The 21055-nt window shown below is 56.6% G+C and carries 21 protein-coding genes; 10 read left to right on the top strand and 11 right to left on the bottom strand.

The genetic code is table 11. The features are described 5' to 3' along the window. Nucleotides 1-98 precede the first annotated feature (98 nt). Together ACYZTX_RS23630 and ACYZTX_RS23625 are read right to left on the bottom strand one after the other, a co-directional pair. A complete protein-coding gene (locus ACYZTX_RS23630; protein WP_462036072.1) occupies nt 99-422 on the bottom strand; it encodes an antibiotic biosynthesis monooxygenase family protein in 324 nt (107 codons plus the stop codon). Further along, the gene (locus ACYZTX_RS23625; RefSeq protein WP_462036071.1) at nt 419-1126 is read right to left on the bottom strand and encodes a CTP synthase C-terminal region-related (seleno)protein; all 708 of its coding nucleotides are present in this window, start codon (nt 1124-1126) and stop codon (nt 419-421) included. The genes ACYZTX_RS23630 and ACYZTX_RS23625 overlap by 4 nt, the downstream gene beginning before the upstream one ends. 15 nt (nt 1127-1141) lie before the next feature. Between ACYZTX_RS23625 and ACYZTX_RS23620 the strand changes: the two genes are divergently transcribed. Further along, nucleotides 1142-2083 carry a LysR family transcriptional regulator gene (locus ACYZTX_RS23620; RefSeq protein ID WP_462036069.1) on the top strand — a complete coding sequence of 314 codons (942 nt, stop codon included), beginning with the start codon at nt 1142-1144 and terminating at the stop codon, nt 2081-2083. 246 nt (nt 2084-2329) lie between these two features. Here the strand turns inward: ACYZTX_RS23620 and ACYZTX_RS23615 are convergent, their stop codons facing one another. Next, entirely contained in the window at nt 2330-2938 is a 609-nt protein-coding gene (locus tag ACYZTX_RS23615; protein ID WP_462036068.1) for a TetR/AcrR family transcriptional regulator, read from the bottom strand. Between the two features lie 214 nt (nt 2939-3152). Here ACYZTX_RS23615 and ACYZTX_RS23610 point away from each other — a divergent pair, with 214 nt between their 5' ends. After that, nucleotides 3153-4211, top strand: coding sequence for an MBL fold metallo-hydrolase (locus tag ACYZTX_RS23610; RefSeq protein ID WP_462036067.1), 1059 nt, complete (start codon nt 3153-3155; stop codon nt 4209-4211). A gap of 53 nt (nt 4212-4264) precedes the next feature. Here ACYZTX_RS23610 and ACYZTX_RS23605 read toward each other — a convergent pair whose 3' ends face one another. Together ACYZTX_RS23605 and ACYZTX_RS23600 are read right to left on the bottom strand one after the other, a co-directional pair. Next, entirely contained in the window at nt 4265-4525 is a 261-nt protein-coding gene (locus ACYZTX_RS23605) for an XRE family transcriptional regulator (protein ID WP_462036066.1), read from the bottom strand. Between the two features lie 11 nt (nt 4526-4536). Further along, on the bottom strand, nt 4537-4854 hold the full coding sequence (locus tag ACYZTX_RS23600) for a helix-turn-helix domain-containing protein (RefSeq protein ID WP_462036065.1): 318 nt from the start codon (nt 4852-4854) through the stop codon (nt 4537-4539). Between the two features lie 276 nt (nt 4855-5130). Between ACYZTX_RS23600 and bglX the strand changes: the two genes are divergently transcribed. Then, nucleotides 5131-7395, top strand: coding sequence for a beta-glucosidase BglX (bglX, locus tag ACYZTX_RS23595; protein ID WP_462036064.1), 2265 nt, complete (start codon nt 5131-5133; stop codon nt 7393-7395). A 204-nt stretch (nt 7396-7599) separates the two neighbouring features. Here the strand turns inward: bglX and ACYZTX_RS23590 are convergent, their stop codons facing one another. Continuing rightward, a complete protein-coding gene (locus ACYZTX_RS23590) occupies nt 7600-8367 on the bottom strand; it encodes an AraC family transcriptional regulator (RefSeq protein WP_462036063.1) in 768 nt (255 codons plus the stop codon). 111 nt (nt 8368-8478) lie between these two features. Between ACYZTX_RS23590 and ACYZTX_RS23585 the strand changes: the two genes are divergently transcribed. The 3 genes from ACYZTX_RS23585 to ACYZTX_RS23575 all read left to right on the top strand — a co-directional run bounded on the left by ACYZTX_RS23585 (nt 8479) and on the right by ACYZTX_RS23575 (nt 10488). Further along, entirely contained in the window at nt 8479-9294 is an 816-nt protein-coding gene (locus ACYZTX_RS23585) for a sulfite exporter TauE/SafE family protein (protein WP_462036062.1), read from the top strand. A gap of 89 nt (nt 9295-9383) precedes the next feature. Next, complete coding sequence (locus ACYZTX_RS23580) at nt 9384-9746, top strand: hypothetical protein (RefSeq protein WP_282375543.1); 363 nt, start codon at nt 9384-9386, stop codon at nt 9744-9746. 37 nt (nt 9747-9783) lie between these two features. Further along, on the top strand, nt 9784-10488 hold the full coding sequence (locus tag ACYZTX_RS23575) for a DUF6933 domain-containing protein (RefSeq protein ID WP_462036061.1): 705 nt from the start codon (nt 9784-9786) through the stop codon (nt 10486-10488). Nucleotides 10489-10502: 14 nt separating this feature from the next. On the opposite strand, the gene ACYZTX_RS23570 is transcribed toward ACYZTX_RS23575, so the two are convergent. The 5 genes from ACYZTX_RS23570 to ACYZTX_RS23550 all read right to left on the bottom strand — a co-directional run bounded on the left by ACYZTX_RS23570 (nt 10503) and on the right by ACYZTX_RS23550 (nt 15663). Beyond that, nucleotides 10503-11495, bottom strand: coding sequence for a hypothetical protein (locus ACYZTX_RS23570; RefSeq protein ID WP_462036060.1), 993 nt, complete (start codon nt 11493-11495; stop codon nt 10503-10505). A gap of 317 nt (nt 11496-11812) precedes the next feature. Next, entirely contained in the window at nt 11813-12529 is a 717-nt protein-coding gene (locus tag ACYZTX_RS23565) for an HNH endonuclease (RefSeq protein ID WP_462036059.1), read from the bottom strand. A 121-nt stretch (nt 12530-12650) separates the two neighbouring features. Further along, nucleotides 12651-13184 (bottom strand): BRO-N domain-containing protein, encoded by a 534-nt coding sequence (locus ACYZTX_RS23560; protein ID WP_462036058.1) that lies wholly within the window; start codon nt 13182-13184, stop codon nt 12651-12653. A 418-nt stretch (nt 13185-13602) separates the two neighbouring features. Further along, on the bottom strand, nt 13603-14853 hold the full coding sequence (locus ACYZTX_RS23555; protein WP_150657174.1) for a ribonucleotide-diphosphate reductase subunit beta: 1251 nt from the start codon (nt 14851-14853) through the stop codon (nt 13603-13605). A gap of 546 nt (nt 14854-15399) precedes the next feature. After that, on the bottom strand, nt 15400-15663 hold the full coding sequence (locus ACYZTX_RS23550) for a DUF2790 domain-containing protein (protein ID WP_038979415.1): 264 nt from the start codon (nt 15661-15663) through the stop codon (nt 15400-15402). A 485-nt stretch (nt 15664-16148) separates the two neighbouring features. On the opposite strand from ACYZTX_RS23550, the gene acs reads away from it, so the two are divergent. The 4 genes from acs to ACYZTX_RS23530 all read left to right on the top strand — a co-directional run bounded on the left by acs (nt 16149) and on the right by ACYZTX_RS23530 (nt 21054). Then, nucleotides 16149-18104, top strand: a complete 1956-nt coding sequence (gene acs / locus ACYZTX_RS23545; RefSeq protein ID WP_462036057.1) for an acetate--CoA ligase — start codon at nt 16149-16151, stop codon at nt 18102-18104. A gap of 700 nt (nt 18105-18804) precedes the next feature. Then, nucleotides 18805-19578, top strand: a complete 774-nt coding sequence (locus ACYZTX_RS23540) for an ABC transporter substrate-binding protein (protein WP_462036056.1) — start codon at nt 18805-18807, stop codon at nt 19576-19578. Nucleotides 19579-19669: 91 nt separating this feature from the next. Next, complete coding sequence (locus ACYZTX_RS23535; RefSeq protein ID WP_007943881.1) at nt 19670-20359, top strand: ABC transporter permease; 690 nt, start codon at nt 19670-19672, stop codon at nt 20357-20359. Then, entirely contained in the window at nt 20356-21054 is a 699-nt protein-coding gene (locus ACYZTX_RS23530) for an ABC transporter permease (RefSeq protein WP_462036055.1), read from the top strand. The genes ACYZTX_RS23535 and ACYZTX_RS23530 overlap by 4 nt, the downstream gene beginning before the upstream one ends. Nucleotide 21055: the final 1 nt, after the last annotated feature.

Genomic DNA, 21055 nt, shown 5'->3' with positions numbered 1-21055 from the left:
TCGCGAGCAGGCTCGCTCCCACATTAGTTATGTGTCGATCACAAGACCAATGTGGGAGCGAGCCTGCTCGCGAAGAGGCCTGAAGAACACCGCATCACTCACTGCTTGAACGCATAAGCCCGCTCAACCTTGCACACCCGCGTATGACACGCCGAATACCACGTCGACCGCCCGCGCTCGCGAATCTCGCTGTGTTCGGGATGATGTTTCCACGCCAGAATCGCCGCTTCGCTGGCCCAGTAGGACACCGTGATCCCGAGTCCATCCTCACCCCGAGCCGATTCCACACCCAGGAAACCGGGTTGCTCACGGGCCAGTTCGACCATGCGCCTGACGGCCTGCTCGTAACCGTGATCACCGTCGGTGCGCAGGGAGGTAAAAATCACCGCGTAGTAAGGCGCTGGCGGCGTCTTGGCGATCATGATTTCTGCCTTTTGCAGGCTGCGATCAACGCACGGACCAGCGGCGGCAGCTTACCCTTGAGCGCTGCGCGTTCAGGTTGGAACAGCGTCGCGACGAAGAACGGATGCCCGCGCAATTCCACCGCCCGCAAGTCGCCCAAAGCATCGTGTCCAACGGCGCACAGCTGTTGGGTCAACAACTCACGTTCGAACGCTGGATTAACCCCGTAGCGGCAGCGATATCCTTCGACAATCTCGGCGCTTTCGTACGCCTGGGCGATCAACGACCCTTCAACCAGATGAATGCTGTCGACCGCCTCCACCAGCGAGCAGGTCAGTGGTGTGAGCAGCACTCGCGCCGCCTCGGGCGATGTCTCGCCATGTTCGGCATCGTCCCAGCCGAGAACATGTCGGGCGTATTCGAGTACGGCGTGTTGAAACCCGCCGCAGGTACCCAGGAAGGGTCGTTGCTGTTCACGGGCAAAACGAATCGCCCGCAATGCACCGTCCACATCGCGGTAAGGGCTGGCGGGCACGCACCAGAAACCGTCGAAGTCAGTCAGCGGCGTATCGGTGCTGATGCGGTCGGTGGCCAACCACTGGAACTGCACGTCTGTGCCTGCGTGTTCGGCGGCCATGCCGAGGGCGACGGGAATGGCTTGGTGAGCGGTGACGTTCGAGTCGTAATCGCCGATCAGGGCGATGCGGATTGGGCGGGTTTCCATGAGTGCGCTCCACGCTTGTTGATTCCTGGCACCCACTATAGATTGGCGTTCACGCACTCAATATTGGCGTTATCCCAATTGATCAATGCACCGACGCACTATCGACTGGATTATCCCGACCTGTCCCTGATCCTCGCGCTGGTGCGCGGCGGCTCTCTGGCGCGGGCGTCGACGCTGTTGAAGGTCGACGTCTCGACGGTGTTTCGCGCCGTGCGCCGACTGGAAGCCGCGCTGGGCCAGCAACTGTTCGAAAAGAGCCGCGCCGGCTACTTGCCCACCACCTTGGCGCAGACCCTCGCCGAGCAGGCTGAACGGGCCGAACAGGCGCTGGAGGCGGCGCGCATTGGTGTGGAACAGGGCGGTGAAGTCATCAGCGGCACCGTGCGCCTGACCTGCACCGATTCGGTACTGCAGGGTTTGCTGTTGCCCGCATTGGCGCGGTTCATGCCGTCCTACCCGGCGCTGACCATCGAATTGAGTACCTCCAACGACTTCGCCAACCTCAGCCGTCGGGATGCGGATATCGCCTTGCGCCTGACCCGCACACCGCCCGAGCACTTGGTCGGCCGGCGATTGGCTGAAGTCTCGTATCGAGTCTGTGCCAGCGCGGCGTACCTGAAATCGGTCAATTGCGAAGACCTGGCGTCGCTGACCTGGATTGCCCCGGACGACTTCCTGCCTGATCACCCCACGGTCGCGTGGCGCCGTCAGCAGTTGCCCGGCGTCACACCGGGTTATCGCTGCAACAGCATGTTGTCGGTGACTGAGCTGGTGCGGGCCGGACTCGGTGTCGCGGCATTGCCGGACTTCCTCATCGGTGACGGGCTGCAACCGTTGAGCGAACCGCTACACGGTTACGACACAGCGCTCTGGTTACTGACCCGCCCTGACTGCCGCGCCTTGCGCTCGGTGGTGACGTTATTCGATGAGTTGGGGCGGGCGTTGAAATTGTCTTGATGGGCATCAGGCCTTGGGCTGATCCTTGCCCACGAAGTGCTGATGCATTTCCGAGGTCAGGCTTGATCGACGGGGGCGCTGGGTTTAGTCGCAAGTCGTCGTGGTCATGATGCTTCTCTGCATGGCGCTGGGACTGAGGCTCACTATAGCCCCAGTGCCAGTTTCATTCTGAAACACACTGCGGTGTTTTATTCAGAGCGACCTGTGATCGGAATCGGCAGACCTTGTCATTTATTGCAGCTCGATTCAGAGCTGATAGCAGGCCAGGAACATGTCCAGCGCCGACTCGACAACAGTGCTCTGCATTTCGGCTGACAAGCCGGGCAAACCCATGGAAATCTGCGGCCAGAACGCAAAGGATTTGAGCATTCCCTGAATCTGTTGAGCGGCGAATTCGGGGGCGACCGGTTTCAAACGACCATCGGCCTGGGCGGCGCGGATCCATACGGTCAGGCCTTCTTCACGTTCGCCCATTCGGGCAACCATGTTCTGCGCGCGCTCGGGGGAATGGATGGTGGCGGCAATGGCCACTCGCGCCAGGTCGAGAAAATTGTCATCGCCCAGCATCTGCATTTTCGCCATCAGCATCAGGCGCATCTGGTCGCGCAACGGCAGATCAGGGCGGTAGGGCGTTTCTTGTTCTGCCGTCACCCGCGCCCACAATTGATTGAGAATTTCGGCGAACAACTCTTCCTTGCTGGGGAAATGGTTGTACACCGTGCGCTTCGACACGCCGGCGGTAGCAGCGATCTTGTCCATGCTGGTGATGTCGAAACCATTGGCACGGAATTCGGCAATCGCCGCCTGAATGATCGCTTCGCGTTTTCGGTCGGTGAGGCGCTGTGGAGCTGTCATAAGTACGCTTCGGTAGTAAGAAGTAAGAATTACACTTGGCAGTTTACTTGTGATCGGCTTTGATGCAACCTTGAAACTACACTGTGCAGTGTAATGTTTTGTTAATCCTGCGCAGTGAAGAATAGCGTCTCCGGCTGATGCGTGCGTGCCTTGGCCATTTACCATCCCAAGCGGAGAACCGCGAATCACGTGGTTTTCCTGGAGTCATTCAGTCATGGCCACATTAACTTCCCCATCGGATAACGCCTCTACGCCTGAAGCTTCCCGTCAGGTAGAAGGGCTCTATCGAAACCATGCGCAGGTTAAGCGCGAAGGCTTTCGCAAAACCCTGCGCATCATGTGGAGCATGATCTTCCAAAAACCGCGTAACACCCGCCCGACCGCACCCGTCCCGGTGCAAACCCTGACTCAGGCAGCGTTGATCGCCGCACCTAACCACAGCGTTTACCGACTCGGTCATTCCACCGTACTGCTGAAACTGCGGGACAAATTCTGGATCACCGACCCGGTCTTCGCCGAGCGCGCCTCGCCGGTGCAATGGGCCGGCCCCAAGCGCTTCCACCAGCCGCCGATCAGCCTCGAAGAGTTGCCGCCTATCGAAGCCGTGATCCTGTCCCACGATCACTACGACCACCTCGATTATCAGGCCGTGCTCAAACTGGCGGACAAGGCCAAGTATTTTCTGACGCCGCTGGGCGTGGGCGACACCTTGATCAAGTGGGGCGTCGACGCCAGCAAAGTGCGCCAACTGGATTGGTGGCAGGGCACAGAAATTGATGGCATCCAGTTCATCGCCACACCATCACAACACTTTTCCGGTCGTGGTCTGTTCGATGGCAACAGCACATTGTGGGCCTCGTGGGTGATGATCGACGGCGACACGCGGATCTTCTTCAGCGGCGACAGCGGCTACTTCGATGGCTTCAAACGCATCGGCGAACAGTACGGCCCCTTCGATCTGACGCTCATGGAAACCGGTGCCTACAACGTCGAGTGGCCTCACGTTCACATGCAGCCTGAGGAAACTTTGCAAGCGCACATTGACCTCAAAGGTCGCTGGTTATTGCCGATTCACAACGGCACCTTCGATTTGTCGATGCACGCCTGGTACGAACCCTTCGACCGCATTCTGGCGTTGGCCTGGGAGCGCAATGTTTCGATTACCACGCCGCAGATGGGGGAGGCGTTTAATGTGATGTATCCGCAGCGGGGTGGGGCTTGGTGGTCGGAGATGGAAAACGTTGGTGATCAGGTGGAGCCTCAGAACGCTTGATGATGTGTCGCCCCGGGCCGACCCACGGGAGCGGCCCGAGTTTCACAACTGAATTAGCTGCGTTCATCTTGTAGCTGGTCTAGATATTCCGAGATCTTTGCCACGGTCAAATCGCGAAATTTTCCGCGGAGCATTTCATTCAGCTCCTCCTGAGACAGTCCGAGCTTTTGTGCCGCCTCAGTCTTACTCAGCCGACCGGTTTCGAGAAATATGCCAATCTTCATAACGTATTCAGATTTAGCCCGCATCTCACCCGCATCGGGATATTCCAGCGCCTCATAAACACAGCTGTCGCTTCCATTGACTTCACTCATTCGCTGACACCTCACTCAACCATCGCATAATCCCCACGCCCCACCGGATTCGGCGTAGACCCTTTCACATTCATCCCTCTCCCCGGCGTGAACCCCGGGAAGAAAACCAATCCCTCCGATTCAAACCGGTAAGCCAGCGCAAGCCGGGTCACATCCAGCACATCACGCTCCGCCTCGAAGCGCTGAATAGCGTCAACCGAAACCCCGGATTCCCGAGACAGCTCCTCCACACTCCAACCCAGCATCGCTCGGGCCTGAGCGCAATGCGCGGGGGTGAATTGGAAAAGGGTGATACGTTCCAAGGTGATTTTCATCGCAAGAGAGGCCATGGTGTTCTCCGGGCTCGAAAGTGCTGAGTCAAAATATACTGTGTTTTTGTACAGTTGTTTTGCGCCCGGATCAAACTCATTTTTTGATCGGTTCTATTCTTTCTCTCAGGCAGGAGCGTCGGAGCGACTACGCTATTTCTATGCGGGATCCTGAAAGCTCAGTGGCTTTCAGCCCCGTCAGCAGCAATGTTTGAACGTCAGCTTTCTGATTTTCAACACAAGGAAAGGTGGCGTTTCAAAGGCAAGCAGGTGGTATGCGCCACAGGGAAGGCAATCATGAAAAGATTACGTCTGCTGTGTGCCCTGATCGGGTTTATAAGTCTGCCCGTCCTGGCCGATATGGAATCGTCAAACAAAGATGACTTTGTCACCCACCTGATAAATCAGATGACCCAGGAGGAAAAGATCGGCCAACTGCGGCTGATCGCTATTGATGAAAAGATGACGCCCGAAAAGATACGCGAAGAGATCGCCGCCGGGCGAATCGGTGGTACATACGGCTCTGTGAGCCGTTACGTAAACCGACCCATGCAGGACGCGGCTCAACAAAGCCGCCTGAAAATACCGATGTTTTTCGGCTGGGACGTGATACACGGCCATCGAACCATTTTCCCCATTGGCCTGGCGCTGGCCTCCAGCTGGGATATGGACGCCATCGAGTTGAGCGGTCGAACGGCGGCGAAAGAAGCCAGTGCGGACGGTATCGATTTGACCTTTGCACCGATGATAGATATCGCCCGTGATCCTCGCTGGGGGCGTACATCCGAAGGCTTCGGTGAAGACACCTATCTGGTTTCGCGCATTGCCAAAGTGATGGTTCAGGCCTACCAGGGCAAAAGCCTGAATGCACCCGACAGCATCATGGCCAGCGCCAAACACTTCGCGTTGTATGGTGCTGTCGAGGGTGGACGCGACTACAACAGCGTCGACATGGGCCTGGCCAGAATGCACCAGGACTACCTGCCACCTTATCGTTCGGCGATTGAGGGTGGCGCGGGAGCAATGATGGTGGCGCTTAACTCGATAAATGGCGTGCCAGCCGCTTCCAATGCATGGTTGATGCAAGACCTGCTTCGCAAAGCGTGGGGCTTCAAGGGGCTGGTCATCAGCGACCACAATGGGATAAACGATCTGGTTCAGCATGGTGTTGCGAAGAATCACCGCGAAGCGGCCAGACTCGCGATCAAGGCCGGTGTTGATATGAGCATGAACGACTTCTCCTATGGTCCGGAGCTACCCGGGCTGCTTGAGTCTGGCGCTGTTTCCCAGAGCAATATCGATAACGCAGTGCGGGAAGTCCTGGGGGCCAAGTACGACATGGGGTTGTTCGAAGACCCTTACCGGCGCATCGGCGTTGCCAGTGAAGACCCCGCTGACAACAATGCCGAACACCGTCTGCACAGAGCCCAGGCCCGAGAGGTGGCACGCAAGACATTGGTGCTGCTGAAGAATGAAAACGGACTCCTGCCGCTAAAAAAAGAAGGCGTGATCGCGCTCATAGGCCCGTTGGCAAAAAGTACCGTCGACATCATGGGCAGTTGGTCTGCAAGTGGCGTGGCCGCGCAATCGGTGACGATCTACGACGGGCTGAAAAACGCTATGGATAAGGGCTCGCTGATCTATGCCCGAGGCGTCAATCTCACGGAGGATCAAGAGGTTATCAAATACCTGGGAGCGTCCGAAATCGAGAACGACGCTCGTCCGGCAGCAGAAATGATCGACGAAGCGGTCAAGGCTGCACAACAAGCCGATGTTGTGATTGCAGTAGTGGGTGAGCCCCGCCGTATGTCTCATGAAGCGGCCAGTCGAACCAGCCTCGATCTGCCAGGGCGCCAGAGTGAATTGATCACCGCCCTGAAAGCCACCGGCAAGCCGCTGGTACTGGTATTGATGAACGGCCGGCCACTTTCCATCGGCAAGGAGCAGAAGCAGGCCGATGCAATTCTGGAAACCTGGTACAGCGGCTCTGAAGGAGGCAACGCCGTTGCCGATGTATTGTTCGGTGACTACAACCCCTCCGGCAAGTTACCCATCACCTTTCCACGCTCCGTGGGGCAGATCCCGAATTACTACAGCCATTTGAACACCGGCCGCCCCTACCTGCCGGGTGGGCCTCGCAACTACACGTCTCAATATTTCGATCAATCCCATGGTCCGCTTTATCCCTTCGGCTATGGGCTGAGTTATACCGATTTCAGCCTGACCGACATGGCCCTGTCTTCGACCACACTGAACAAGACCGACAAGCTCGTCGCCAGCGTCATGGTGAAGAATATCGGCCAGCGCGACGGCGAAACAGTGGTTCAGCTGTATATTCGCGATGTCGTTGGCTCCCTCAGCCGTCCGGTCAAAGAACTGAAGAACTTTAAAAAAATCATGCTCAAAGCCGGAGAAGAGAAAGCGGTCCACTTCAGCATTGATGAGAACGACTTGAAGTTCTTCAACGCTCAGTTGGAATACGCCGCCGAGCCGGGCGAGTTCCAGGTGCAGATCGGTCTGGATTCTCAGGATGTGAAGGCGCAGAGTTTTGAGTTGCTGTAAGAGTGAAGGCGCGTCAGACACAAGACCTGTGGCGAGGGGGCTTGCCCTAATTCCAGTCAGTCAAGCGCAATCCATGTGGGAGCGGGCTTGCTCGCGAAGACGGCGGCACAGTCAACAATGATGTCGCCTGACACACCGCTTTCGCGAGCAAGCCCGCTCCCACAGGTTTCGCAAACTGACTGGCAATTAGCGGCAGTGGCCTCTCTATTTCGCCCCCTCCAACCAAACGGACGGCGCCTGCCCCAGTACTCGACGAAACATCGTTGAGAACGCCGCCGGGCTGTCATAGCCAAAATCCAGGGCAATGCGCGTCACCGGCTCACCCACCACCAGCCGCGCCAGAGCCAGCACCACGCAGGCCCGCTGCCGCCATTGGCTGAAACTCAGGCCAGTCTGTTGGCGGAACAGGCGATTGAAAGTACGCAGGCTTATATACAACTGATCGGCCCATTGCTGGGGCGACTGATGAGCGTCGGGCCGCTGCACAAAGCCCTGGCACAACGTGAGTAGCCGCGCATCGAAGGGCAGGGGAATGTGTAACGGCAGGTGAGTGCTGCGCGCCAGTTCATGCAGCAGCAAGTCGATCAGCGTACCGTCGCGCCCGCGCTCGTCATACGCCAGCGGGATCTCCACCGCCTCCATCAGTAAGTGCCGCATCAACGGCGAAACGCTGATCACCTGGCAACGATCCCCCAGATCCACCGCCCCCGGCTCGATATACACACTGCGCGTGCTCACCCCCAGCATCAGCACTTCATGCGCCACCCCCGGTGGAATCCACACCGCCCGCTGCGGCGGCACCACCCAGTTGCCGTCGTGCGTGCTGACCTGCATCACCCCGGTGGCGCCGTATAACAATTGCGCCCGCCGATGTGTATGACGAGGCAACGAATGCCCGTGGGAATAATCCGTACCGATGGCCACCACCGGCCTTGGCGTGTCGTCCAGCAGATCAATCGAAACATTGCGCATCGAACAGTCTCAACAGTTGGCGTAAACGCAAACATTATTGGCTGACTTGCTGAAGCAGGCCAAGGCGCATCGTTCTATCGTCGGCCGCTCTCAACCAATGGACGACACGCAATGCTCTATCTCCTGCTGGCACTCTTCGGCTGCATGACCGGCGTCACCGCGGTGCTGTTCGGCTTCGGTGGCGGCTTCGTCGTCGTGCCATTGCTGTACCGCATGCTCATGGCCAGCCACGGCACAAACAACCCCGTCGGCCAATCGGCCATGCACATCGCTGTGGCTACCTCGACCTGCGTCATGATCATCAACGCACTGATCGCCACCGGCAAACACCGCCGCGCCGGAAACCTCATTCGCCATTATCTGTGGCCGTTGGGCGGGTTCATTGGCTTGGGCGCGATCCTCGGCGCTGTCTCGGCGATGTGGGTGAGTGGCGAGGTGATTCGCTATGCGTTCATCGCTTACCTGGGCGTGACCATCGCGGATTGCCTCTTGCGACGCGGTTTTCTTACACCCTCCGACACCGCAATCCCACGGCGATTGGGAAAGGCAGAAGTGTCTGGCGGCGGTGTAGGAATCGGCGCCATCGCCACGTTTCTCGGCGTAGGCGGCAGCGTCATGACCGTGCCGTTGTTGCGGCGTTGTGGATTAAGCATGTCCCAGGCGACGTCCATGGCCAATCCGCTAAGCTTGCCCGTGGCGCTGGCTGGGACGGTGACTTACATGGCGATGGCTGGGTTCACCGAGTTTGATCTGGGGCCGTGGTTTATCGGTTATGTGGATGTGCTGGCGTTTGCGGTTTTGACGGTGGGATCGCTGATGGGGATTCGGCTGGCCACGCCGTGGATTGGGCGGATACCGGATCGAACCCATGCGTGGGTGTATATCGGTTTGCTGATGCTTGTGATGCTGAGTATGTGGGCTAACTAAATCACCCCTTTATTTCAGGGTTGGTATTGGTAAGTTTTTTCGCAAGAATGAGTCTTTGCACTGACCACAATTCTTCGCGGGAGGATGTCATGTCCATCATCGAAAGTGACTGGAAGAAATTCAAAGAACTGCACAAACTTGCGCTCGATCGTTTCTGCCAGGGTGTGCTGGCTGATGCCAAGACAATTGCCCAGCATGACGCGCTCTCGGCTCATGCCAGGTATGGAATGATTTATCGCCTGATGCGTGATCGGGACAAGGACATCGTCCAGACTTTCGACCCCTACAGTCGTTCCAGTGCACCCATAGCTTTGCGATGGATGGTCAAGCACGACTTGCTGACCGATGCGGAGCTGTCGGTTCTTAGCGAAGCAATGTTAGAAGAGGTCGCTGACGTTGTTCGTCAACCCTATAAGCTTGAATGGGTTGAAGAGATCGTGCGAGAGGACTGAAAACGGTTATCACCAGCCCTTTTTAAGAGAACGATAGATGTGGATCTTCAATTGCACCGAAGCGGCAAGTCACTTCTTCAGCCGCGTGCACAAGGGTAAAAAAATCAGCCCGGTGCACAAACCGCCATCGTCCGTCATTGAAGATGACGTGTCTGATGAGTCAACCGAACAGTGGCTGGTTCACGCCGTCACTGTTCAACGCAAGCATGTGTTGTACGTCATTCACGTAAAAACTCGTTATTGCATGATTTTTGCGGACGCGAAAAAAGCGGACATCGAAGGTTTCCTTCAACGTTTTTCCGAGCGTTGGATAAACGGCGTGATTCAGCATGCGGGGCAACACGACATACTTCGTTGGTTCAACGACGAACGGATAGCGGAGCGATTCCAAGAGAGTTGTCGCGAGTACGTGTTTTACAAACGCGGACATCGCGGCGCGCAGAAACACATCAATGACATCGCCTGGGTGTTTGAGGGATGTGCTGCCGAACGAGGTTCTTTACCCCCTGACGAGTTCTCGGCAGGCCGCTTCGATACCGACATGAACAACTACCTGAGAGGCGGTAAAGGACACAAGGATTACTTCTCCCCGGATGAGGAAATGATCGTTCACTGGTTAAGCCGTTACGGCGGCCTTGATGAGCTTGGCATTCAAGCAGCCCGTGAGCGGCACAAGGAAGCGAAACGGGAGATTCGGGAGGTCGTAAGGCAGCTTCAGCAAGCGCATGAGCCATTGCAGTAAAGCTGTGGAACAGACTACTTACTCTCTAACCCAGGGGCTTCACGAATGATGAAGTGATCCAGGTTCTCGATATGGGCACTGAACACCCCGAACATCTGCTCGGGGTTTTTCTTGCTCGGTACCTGCTTCAACTCCGGCGTCACGCCATAGAAAAAGCAAAACAACTCTTTTTCGCTCTCGATAGCATGCTTGATCTCTTCCAGAAACGCTTTGCGCTTGCGGTAGTTATCGATCAGCTTTTTGCTCAGGTAAACGTTGACCGAGTAAGGCTTCTTCTTCGCCTCGTCCGGTTGCTTGAACCAGACCTTCTGTTCGAAATCGATGCGAAAACTTGCGCTGTGATAATCCTCGATTTTCTTGATCTTGCCCCAGTAAATCAGCCCCTTGTTGTCCAGCAGAAACTCGATTTTCTTGAAGAAAGAACTGTAGGGCGCCGTGTGCTCGCCAATCTTCAGCGGCATGCGCTTGAGCAGGTCCTTGTCCTCGAAGTTCGACACGAAGCACTCCACCGGATGGGCGAAGACACTGGTCTTGTCCGGCGTCGATTCACGGCTCGGGTGCTCGACATCACTGACCGCTGGAGTGGGTCTTGGGCCGTCCCGCATCATATCCGCCGCCACCGCTGGGTTTGATGGCTTACGCACATACTCGCGCCGAGTCAGCAGCAACTCCGACGGGAAATGTTCCTCGCGACTGTCTTCCGTTTCCGCACCGTCCACGTCCATACCTGACACCGACGCCTTGAGACTGACATAAGGACAATCCGCAACATGGCGGGTGCTGGGCGTGTTCTTGAAGTGCGGGGTACGAACGTAATTCACGTTTTTGGCGTTGAACGTCGTCAACACATTCGCCGCATCGAAGGCCAAACGGCAGGCATCGTTGGGGCATTGGAAATGTTCTTTGGCGGAATCGAACTCCATGGTCTCGTCGAAATTCAAATCGCGCACGTCATAGATCGACAGCTTGTCGTCGAGGCTGAGGCAGTAGGCGAGGTCGAATTTCATGGTGGGCTCGGGTCCTTAAGGGGGAAGGGTATTAATAGCGGGAGGCGGCGCGGGTTGCACTTACTGTTTTCAATACATTGCAAAATCTGCGGCAACACACCAAACCTGTGGGAGCGAGCCTGCTCGCGATTGCCAAGATCACCGCAGCCATCAAGCAGACCACCAACCTGTGGCGAGGGGGCTTGCCCCCGCGGGGCTGCGCAGCAGCCCTAAAATCAGCACACGCGGTGAATCAGGCATATCAAGTTGTTTGCTTTGGCGACTGCTCCGCAGCCGAACGGGAGCAAGCTCCCTCGCCACAGATTTCGATCAGCCAGTCATTCAGATTTCAACCGCCCCACCTTCTTATAAAGCGAAGCTGTGAACTCATCCCGATCACTTGAATGATGACAACGTCGATGACAGTTCGGGCACAGCGCAACGGCATTGCTCGGTCGATCTGAACCTTCCAACGCCAAATGTTTAACGTGATGTAGCTCAAGAAAGTGTGACCCATTGACCTGCTTGAATGGGGCGTCTTGACCACATCCCTCACAAACTCCATTTGCCTCCTTCAATACCCAGGTCTTGACCAGAGGATCGCGGAAGAACGTGGAGGTCGTGCCGTTCAACCGTTGCGGTTTATCGATACCTCGCGGGATGCCTATGAACTCTCTCTGCTCAAGCTTTTGAACCTTGGCGTTCAACGCTTGATCATCCGCTGTAGGTGCATAGTCGTCAGGATCGAAAGCACCTTTTGCGATCATCGCTGCTCGTACGCGTTGGGTGACTCCAGCGCCAAGATGTTTAGCGGGCAGGTATCCAACAATGTAAGGAAGGCACAAATCATGGAGTACGGTGGAAATGTTGCGCATTCGGTACTCGATGGAGACTCTGCTGCGATTAATCAGCACTCCCTCGCGCAAAAGGCGATTTTCGTGGGCTTTATTGAGCTTCTGGTCACTTTTCTCAATCGCCAGCATCTTCAAGTAGCCTTCGACTGCCGCCTCAAGCTCCTCGTCGCTCCAGTCATTCTTTTCTTTTTCGATGTCCATACGAATCGCCGAGGGTTGAAAACCCTCGGACGATACTGAGTGGCCATTACGAATGTCTACGAAAATTCCTACAGAAAAGACCGACGCTTCGCTCAAACGATCCTACAAAGCCCCTTCCGCACTAACTCACCGAATGCTTGGAAGACTGAAGCACCTCCAAAACCTTCCGCCACCAAGGCTTAACCACCGGTACCCGACGCCGTGTGCGATTCAGCAACAGATAAGGCATGTCCCGCAGCCGAATCCAGCCTTCATCCTGCCAATGCAACAAACTCAGCGACATCTCCGGCCAATCCAACAAACTCAACATCGGCCGATCCGTGTTCTTCGATTGCCCTGCATCGCGCAAGGCCGGCACCACTTGATGGGTCAACCACTCACGCAATAACCGATTCCCCGGTGCGTAGTGATACACCAACAACGCATACGCACCGGATTCACTGAGCATCAGCCGCTTCTCCGGTTGGCCGTGGTACTCAATCAACAACGTTTGCCGCTGGTCCTCATCCAGTTTGCTGACCACGCGGTCATTCAGATGGAAACCCATTAAACGACCCAGATTGCGGGCGCAGAACCATGGCTGGTTTTCTAGGAGGAGGGCATGGAGGGCAAGGTTGTGGCGAGTGAAGACAGTTACAGAGAAGGGATCAGTCATGACTGATCTCCAGAATGGCGAGAGTGTTGGGTAAATTGTGTTCAGGCATATCCATTACCTCTACGTGTAGATTTAGGAGGGCCTGACCCCAACGTAGAGTGGACTTAAAAAAATCCCAACGAGCAAAGCCTTCGCACATTCGAGCGACAAATCACCAAAGGATGAATTGCGTGTCTGTGTGATTGACCAAGCTTCTACGTTGGGCGTTTCTTAGGCACCTGCAACGCAGCTTAGAGGTGCTTCGAATAGGCATCAATGCGGAAGCAGCTGTAAGTGCTGTAGGAGTTTTAGCATCGTAGCGTAGGGATGGAAAAAAGATTTTCATTCCCCAGTAAAAAAGCCCCGATCAGATCGGGGCTTTTGCTTTTTCGATTTGTCGATTCAGATTGCAATCATCAAATCGCGGCGAGCTCGGAAATCAATCCCAGCTAAGCGCACCGCCTGTTTGGTACTCAATAACCCGAGTCTCAAAGAAATTCTTCTCTTTCTTCAAGTCCATAATCTCGCTCATCCAAGGGAACGGGTTCGTAGTCCCCGGATACTCTTCCTTCAACCCAATCTGCGACAAACGACGGTTAGCGATGAACTTGAGGTAATCCTCCATCATCGCCGCATTCATCCCCAACACCCCACGAGGCATGGTATCCCGAGCGTATTCAATCTCCAGCTGAGTCCCCTGCAGAATCATCTGGCTCGCTTCTTCCTTCATTTCAGCGTCCCACAAGTGTGGGTTTTCGATTTTGATCTGGTTGATCACGTCGATGCCGAAGTTCAGGTGCATGGATTCGTCGCGCAGGATGTATTGGAACTGCTCGGCGACGCCGGTCATTTTGTTGCGGCGGCCCATGGAGAGGATCTGGGTGAAGCCGCAGTAGAAGAAGATGCCTTCCAGAACGCAGTAGTAGGCGATCAGGTTGCGCAGCAACTCTTTGTCGGTGTCGACGGTGCCGGTTTCAAACTTCGGGTCGGAGATCGAACGGGTGTATTTGAGGCCCCAGGTGGCTTTTTTCGCGACCGATGGGATCTCGTGGTACATGTTGAAGATCTCGCCTTCATCCATGGCCAACGATTCGATGCAGTACTGGTAGGCGTGGGTGTGGATCGCCTCTTCGAATGCCTGGCGCAGGATGTACTGGCGGCATTCCGGGTTGGTGATCAGGCGGTACACGGCCAGTACCAGGTTGTTGGCAACCAGGGAGTCGGCGGTGGAGAAGAAGCCGAGGTTGCGCATGACGATGCGGCGCTCGTCGTCGGTCAGGCCTTCCGGGTCTTTCCAGAGGGCGATGTCGGCGGTCATGTTGACTTCTTGCGGCATCCAGTGGTTTGCGCAACCGTCCAGGTACTTCTGCCAGGCCCAGTCGTACTTGAAAGGAACGAGCTGGTTGAGGTCGGCGCGGCAGTTGATCATGCGCTTTTCGTCGACAGCCACACGGGCGGAGGCGCCTTCGAGTTCGGCGAGGCCTTCGGCGATGTCGAGGTTGTCCAGGGCAGCTTTGGCACGGGCGATTGCGGCGGAGTCGGACGCGGTGACAGCGCGGGCTTCTTGAGCAGCAACACCACCTGCAGTGTCGAGGCGGTCCATGTTGGCTTCGGTTGCGTGGCCGGCGTTGGCGCCTTTCACAACGGTTTCGCCGCTGTCTTCTTTGTCGAATTCGTCCCAGCTCAGCATGACGTGTCGTCTCCTGCGTGAGGGCCAGATGCCCGTGTGAAAACTGATAGGTTGGTTTTTCACACGACCGTACTGGCCGCGTTGGATAGCGTTTTTTGCAGCGGTACACGCAGGCAAATAAACATAATTTTGTACGGGGTTCCGAGAGCCTCTGACGGGCGCAGAAATCGGTGAGGACTTCGGCGTGGGCTTCAGACTGGCTGTTATCCCTGTAAGGGAATATTGCAGGCCCGTTTAAGGCGGCATTATAGGGAAATTTTTGCGGCCGTGGTGAGGCGAATCCGCGCATGGAGCGGTCGAGAAGGCGGGTTTTTCGGTCGGAGCGAGGGTTTACAGGGCTTTGGCTGGATGTCGCGAGTGAAGATTTTTTTTCATAAATGTTGGCTAGCCATTTTTTTGTTCAAAAAACAGCCAAAAAACCACGGTTTTCACTACATGTTGTGTTTTGAGTGAGTTTTCGACGTCCCCAGACACAACTGGGCCCGACCGAAATCGGGCCTTAAACAGCGTCGAGTGGTCGAACCTTGGGAAAGTGAGAGCGGGTGATTAGCCGTTAGAGCAGCCGTTACCCATAACGCTGTAGCGCAGGATGTGGCGCTGACCTTTGGAATCGTCGTATTCCATTTTCGCCGGAACAACTTCGCAGACGTTCGGGATTTCGCTCATGGAGATAACTTTGGCGATGTCCAGGTGAGTGGAGTAAGTGTATTCCTCGATGGCGGGTTGTTGCTGCGCGACATCAGTCGGGACCTCGTCTGCCATGGCGGTTGCGCACAGGCTGCTGAGGGCCAGAACTAATAAAGCTTTCATTTCGAATTTACCTTTTAGGGGGCGAGTGGGGGCACGCAACCTTTTGGGGGTTGCGTGTGGAACTTAAGTACTGGTTTTGGATTAACTGCCTTCGTGGGGGCTGCAACTTGGTTAATCACGTTGCCTGGTTGGCGAGGCTGATTTTAGGCGGGGGGGGTACATTCATATAGGTGGGGTTTTGATAAACACCTTTGGCGGATTTCGTAACAATCCCTGTAGGAGCTGCCGAAGGCTCGGGCCGCGTTCGGACGATCTTTTGATCTTGGCGGTCCTCGAAGATCAAAAGATCGTCCGAACGCGGCCCGAGCCTTCGGCAGCTCCTACATTGACCGTTGGCGGCCGGAATAGAGCGTTTGCACAATACCTGTGGGAATAGTCACGATAATTTGTAGGGGCTTGTTACTACCATCGTCGAATGGTTCTATAGGCCCAGCCCGGCTACAACTGGGTCATACAAAAACAACTATTCCACCGAGGTAAGAAAGATGAGTGCGGCTTCTCTGTATCCCGTTCGTCCCGAGGTTGCGGCCAACACGTTGACTGATGAGGCGACCTACAAGGCCATGTACCAGCAGTCCGTCGTCAACCCGGACGGCTTCTGGCGCGAGCAAGCCAAACGCCTCGACTGGATCAAGCCTTTCACCACGGTGAAACAGACTTCCTTCGATGATCACCATGTCGACATCAAATGGTTCGCCGACGGCACCCTGAACGTTTCCTACAACTGCCTCGACCGTCATCTGGCCGAGCGCGGCGACCAAATCGCGATTATTTGGGAAGGGGATGACCCTGCCGAAAGCCGCAACATCACCTACCGCGAGCTGCACGAACAAGTCTGCAAGTTCGCCAACGCCCTGCGCGGCCAGGATGTGCATCGCGGCGACGTGGTGACTATCTATATGCCGATGATCCCCGAAGCCGTGGTCGCTATGCTGGCGTGTACCCGGATCGGCGCGATTCACTCGGTGGTGTTCGGTGGTTTCTCGCCGGAAGCCCTGGCCGGCCGGATCATCGACTGCAAATCCAAAGTGGTGATCACGGCCGACGAAGGTGTTCGTGCCGGCAAGAAGATCCCGCTCAAGACCAACGTCGACGACGCGCTGACCAACCCGGAAACCAGCAGCATTCAGAAAGTCATCGTGTGCAAGCGCACCGGTGGCAACATCAAGTGGAACCAGCATCGCGACATCTGGTACGAAGACCTGATGAAAGTGGCGGGCAGTGTGTGCGCGCCGAAAGAAATGGGTGCTGAAGAAGCACTGTTCATCCTTTACACCTCCGGTTCCACCGGCAAGCCTAAAGGCGTGCAGCACACCACCGGCGGTTATCTGCTTTACGCTGCCATGACCCACGAGCGCGTGTTCGACTACCGCCCGGGCGAAATCTACTGGTGCACCGCCGACGTCGGCTGGGTCACCGGCCACACTTATATCGTCTACGGCCCGCTGGCTAACGGCGCGACCACGGTGCTGTTCGAAGGCGTGCCGAACTATCCGGACATCACCCGGGTGGCGAAGATCGTCGACAAGCACAAGGTCAACATCCTCTACACCGCGCCAACCGCCATCCGCGCGATGATGGCGTCGGGTAAAGCCGCTGTTGAAGGCGCTGATGGCAGCAGCCTGCGTCTGTTGGGTTCGGTCGGGGAGCCGATCAACCCGGAAGCGTGGGATTGGTACTACAAGAACGTCGGTCAATCCCGTTGCCCGATCGTTGACACCTGGTGGCAGACCGAAACCGGCGGCAACATGATGAGCCCGCTGCCAGGCGCTCACGGTCTCAAGCCGGGTTCCGCGGCACGTCCGTTCTTCGGCGTGGTGCCGGCACTGGTGGACAACCTGGGCAACATCCTCGAAGGCGTTGCCGAGGGCAACCTGGTGATTCTCGATTCGTGGCCAGGTCAGGCGCGCACGCTGTATGGCGACCATGACCGCTTCGTCGATACCTACTTCAAGACGTTCCGCGGCATGTACTTCACCGGTGACGGTGCGCGTCGTGACGAAGACGGTTACTACTGGATTACCGGTCGCGTGGACGACGTGCTCAACGTGTCCGGTCACCGTATGGGCACGGCCGAGATTGAAAGCGCGATGGTCGCCCACCCGAAAGTCGCCGAAGCGGCAGTGGTTGGTGTGCCGCACGACATCAAAGGGCAGGGCATTTATGTCTACGTCACGTTGATCGGTGGCGAAGAGCCGAGCGAGCAACTGCGCCTGGAACTGAAAAACTGGGTACGCAAAGAGATCGGTCCGATTGCCTCGCCGGATGTCATCCAGTGGGCACCGGGTCTGCCGAAAACCCGTTCGGGCAAAATCATGCGCCGGATTCTGCGCAAGATTGCTACGGCCGAATACGACGGGTTGGGGGATATCTCCACCCTGGCGGATCCGGGTGTGGTGCAGCATTTGATTGATGAGCACAAGATCATGAACGTCGCGTAAGCGCTGATTCTTGAGTCATCGAAGCCCCGCCCGGCATTGCGCCGGGTGGGGCTTTTTACTATCTGATGTTTTTGTGTCGGCAGTCCGGGCCTCTTCGCGAGCAGGCTCGCTCCCACAGGTTTTTGTGGTGTGGCTTGGATTTCATGCACACCACAAAAACCTGTGGGAGCGAGCCTGCTCGCGAAAGCGATCTATCCGACACCACATAAACAACGACCAATAATTATCGGTGTCCGCTGTAGGTGATTTCCCACTGTTACCCGCCACCGTTCAAGTAACTGAATGTGTAACCGTTCGCTCCCATACGGGGCATTGGGAAACGCAATCCCCCATCATCCGGCCTCTCCAGCCCCCATAGAAAATAAGACCCAACGCTACGCTTGCCGGATTAGAAGGGTTTGCCAATAATAGGCCCGCAATTTGCAGTACAGATCGGTTAACTGTCTTTTGCTCTCGCATGAATTTGCAGGGCTGTCAACGCGCCCAAGCGGCTTTCTTGGTGCTTCTGTAATTAGTTGTCGCATTGAAGAAATATCGGCTTCGGGCCTGTCGTTAGAATGCCGATCACTCGCTCGTTGTTGCTCGCGTTGAAAAAAGCACGCGATTCCTACGACGCAGCATCGCTTTGCGGTTTTACTCACTCGCATATTGGGCTGTCGCTCACTCTGCCGTTTTAGCCCTTTACCGATGGAGTCCCAAGATGAAGAAACTCGTGCTACTTGGCGCCCTGGCACTGTCCGTGCTGTCCCTGCCGACTTTCGCCGATGAAAAGCCTCTGAAAATTGGTATCGAAGCGGCTTACCCTCCGTTCGCTTCCAAAGCGCCGGACGGCAGCATCGTTGGTTTTGACTACGACATCGGCAACGCTCTGTGCGAAGAGATGAAGGTCAAGTGCGTTTGGGTCGAGCAAGAGTTCGACGGTCTGATCCCGGCACTCAAAGTGCGCAAGATCGACGCGATCCTGTCGTCCATGTCGATCACTGAAGACCGCAAGAAGTCCGTGGACTTCACCAACAAGTACTACAACACCCCGGCTCGCCTGGTCATGAAGGCTGGCACTGCAGTCAGCGACAGCCTGGCTGAGCTCAAGGGCAAAAACATCGGTGTGCAACGTGGTTCGATCCACGAGCGTTTCGCCCGTGAAGTCCTGGCCCCGCTGGGTGCCGAGATCAAACCGTACGGTTCGCAGAACGAAATTTACCTCGACGTCGCTGCCGGCCGCCTCGACGGCACCGTGGCAGACGCTACGCTGCTGGATGACGGTTTCCTGAAAACCGACGCGGGAAAAGGTTTCGCCTTTGTTGGCCCGGCGTTCACCGACGTCAAATACTTCGGCGACGGCGTGGGTATCGCGGTTCGCAAGGGTGACGCGCTGAAAGACAAGATCAACACCGCGATTACTGCCATTCGCGAGAACGGCAAGTACAAGCAAATCCAGGACAAGTACTTCGCCTTCGATATCTACGGCAAGTAATACGTCCCGGTGACAAGTCCGAAATGGCGCAAGCAACAGGATCTCTGAGGTTTGCGCCATTTTTTCATCCCCCTTTTCGAGGACCTGAATCATGTTGAAAGGCTACGGGGCTGTCATCCTCGATGGCGCATGGCTGACGCTTCAGCTCGCCTTGTCGTCCATGGTCTTGGCCATTGTTCTGGGTCTGATCGGCGTTGCGCTGCGTCTGTCCCCGATTCGCTGGCTGGCCTGGCTGGGCGACCTGTATTCCACGGTGATCCGCGGTATTCCCGACCTGGTGCTGATCCTGCTGATTTTCTACGGCGGTCAGGACCTGCTCAACCGTGTCGCGCCGCTGCTCGGTTTTGACGACTACATCGACCTGAACCCGTTGGCCGCCGGTATCGGCACCCTGGGCTTCATCTTCGGTGCGTACCTGTCGGAAACCTTCCGTGGCGCCTTCATGGCCATCCCGAAAGGTCAGGCAGAAGCCGGCATGGCGTACGGCATGAGCAGTTTTCAGGTGTTCTTCCGGGTGTTGGTGCCGCAGATGATTCGCCTGGCGATTCCGGGCTTTACCAACAACTGGCTGGTACTGACCAAGGCCACCGCGCTGATTTCGGTGGTGGGGCTGCAAGACATGATGTTCAAGGCCAAGCAGGCGGCAGATGCTACCCGCGAGCCTTTCACCTTCTTCCTCGCAGTGGCGGCGATGTACCTGGTGATCACCAGTGTCTCGTTGCTGGCATTGCGTCACCTTGAGAAGCGCTACTCGGTAGGCGTAAGGGCGGCTGATCTATGATCTTCGACTACAACGTCATTTGGGAGGCTCTGCCGCTGTACTTCGGCGGCCTGGTGACCACCCTCAAATTGCTCGCGCTGTCGCTGTTTTTCGGCTTGCTGTGTGCATTGCCGCTGGGTTTGATGCGCGTCTCCAAGAATGCAGTCGTCAATATGTCGGCCTGGCTCTTCACTTACGTGATCCGCGGCACGCCAATGCTGGTGCAGCTGTTTTTGATCTACTACGGTCTGGCGCAGTTCGAAGCGGTGCGTGAAAGCGTGTTTTGGCCGTGGCTGTCCAGCGCGACGTTCTGTGCGTGCCTGGCCTTCGCGATCAACACCAGCGCCTACACCGCTGAAATCATCGCCGGCAGCCTGCGCGCTACACCGAACGGCGAGATCGAAGCCGCCAAGGCGATGGGCATGTCGCGCTACAAAATGTACCAGCGCATTCTGCTGCCGTCGGCCCTGCGCCGGGCGCTGCCGCAGTACAGCAACGAAGTGATCATGATGCTGCAGACCACCAGTCTGGCGTCCATCGTGACCCTGATCGACATCACCGGTGCCGCGCGCACGGTCAACGCTCAGTTCTACTTGCCGTTCGAGGCGTACATCACGGCGGGTGTGTTCTACCTGTGCCTGACCTTCATTCTGGTGAAGCTGTTCAAACTGGCCGAGCGCCGCTGGCTGGGCTATCTGGCCCCGCGGAAGCACTGAT

This window comes from Pseudomonas sp. MDT1-17, assembly GCF_054898105.1.
The sequence above is the reverse complement of the archived record's forward strand: the minus strand, read 5'-3'. Positions and strand labels throughout refer to the sequence as shown.

What these genes read in the sequence shown, in the direction of transcription:
- ACYZTX_RS23630 (WP_462036072.1), bottom strand. Translation starts at nt 422, where the DNA reads ATGATCGCCAAGACGCCGCCAGCGCCTTACTACGCGGTGATTTTTACC.
- ACYZTX_RS23625 (WP_462036071.1), bottom strand. Translation starts at nt 1,126, where the DNA reads ATGGAAACCCGCCCAATCCGCATCGCCCTGATCGGCGATTACGACTCG.
- ACYZTX_RS23615 (WP_462036068.1), bottom strand. Translation starts at nt 2,938, where the DNA reads ATGACAGCTCCACAGCGCCTCACCGACCGAAAACGCGAAGCGATCATT.
- ACYZTX_RS23610 (WP_462036067.1), top strand. Translation starts at nt 3,153, where the DNA reads ATGGCCACATTAACTTCCCCATCGGATAACGCCTCTACGCCTGAAGCT.
- ACYZTX_RS23605 (WP_462036066.1), bottom strand. Translation starts at nt 4,525, where the DNA reads ATGAGTGAAGTCAATGGAAGCGACAGCTGTGTTTATGAGGCGCTGGAA.
- ACYZTX_RS23600 (WP_462036065.1), bottom strand. Translation starts at nt 4,854, where the DNA reads ATGGCCTCTCTTGCGATGAAAATCACCTTGGAACGTATCACCCTTTTC.
- bglX (WP_462036064.1), top strand. Translation starts at nt 5,131, where the DNA reads ATGAAAAGATTACGTCTGCTGTGTGCCCTGATCGGGTTTATAAGTCTG.
- ACYZTX_RS23590 (WP_462036063.1), bottom strand. Translation starts at nt 8,367, where the DNA reads ATGCGCAATGTTTCGATTGATCTGCTGGACGACACGCCAAGGCCGGTG.
- ACYZTX_RS23585 (WP_462036062.1), top strand. Translation starts at nt 8,479, where the DNA reads ATGCTCTATCTCCTGCTGGCACTCTTCGGCTGCATGACCGGCGTCACC.
- ACYZTX_RS23580 (WP_282375543.1), top strand. Translation starts at nt 9,384, where the DNA reads ATGTCCATCATCGAAAGTGACTGGAAGAAATTCAAAGAACTGCACAAA.
- ACYZTX_RS23575 (WP_462036061.1), top strand. Translation starts at nt 9,784, where the DNA reads ATGTGGATCTTCAATTGCACCGAAGCGGCAAGTCACTTCTTCAGCCGC.
- ACYZTX_RS23570 (WP_462036060.1), bottom strand. Translation starts at nt 11,495, where the DNA reads ATGAAATTCGACCTCGCCTACTGCCTCAGCCTCGACGACAAGCTGTCG.
- ACYZTX_RS23565 (WP_462036059.1), bottom strand. Translation starts at nt 12,529, where the DNA reads ATGGACATCGAAAAAGAAAAGAATGACTGGAGCGACGAGGAGCTTGAG.
- ACYZTX_RS23560 (WP_462036058.1), bottom strand. Translation starts at nt 13,184, where the DNA reads ATGACTGATCCCTTCTCTGTAACTGTCTTCACTCGCCACAACCTTGCC.
- ACYZTX_RS23555 (WP_150657174.1), bottom strand. Translation starts at nt 14,853, where the DNA reads ATGCTGAGCTGGGACGAATTCGACAAAGAAGACAGCGGCGAAACCGTT.
- ACYZTX_RS23550 (WP_038979415.1), bottom strand. Translation starts at nt 15,663, where the DNA reads ATGAAAGCTTTATTAGTTCTGGCCCTCAGCAGCCTGTGCGCAACCGCC.
- acs (WP_462036057.1), top strand. Translation starts at nt 16,149, where the DNA reads ATGAGTGCGGCTTCTCTGTATCCCGTTCGTCCCGAGGTTGCGGCCAAC.
- ACYZTX_RS23540 (WP_462036056.1), top strand. Translation starts at nt 18,805, where the DNA reads ATGAAGAAACTCGTGCTACTTGGCGCCCTGGCACTGTCCGTGCTGTCC.
- ACYZTX_RS23535 (WP_007943881.1), top strand. Translation starts at nt 19,670, where the DNA reads ATGTTGAAAGGCTACGGGGCTGTCATCCTCGATGGCGCATGGCTGACG.
- ACYZTX_RS23530 (WP_462036055.1), top strand. Translation starts at nt 20,356, where the DNA reads ATGATCTTCGACTACAACGTCATTTGGGAGGCTCTGCCGCTGTACTTC.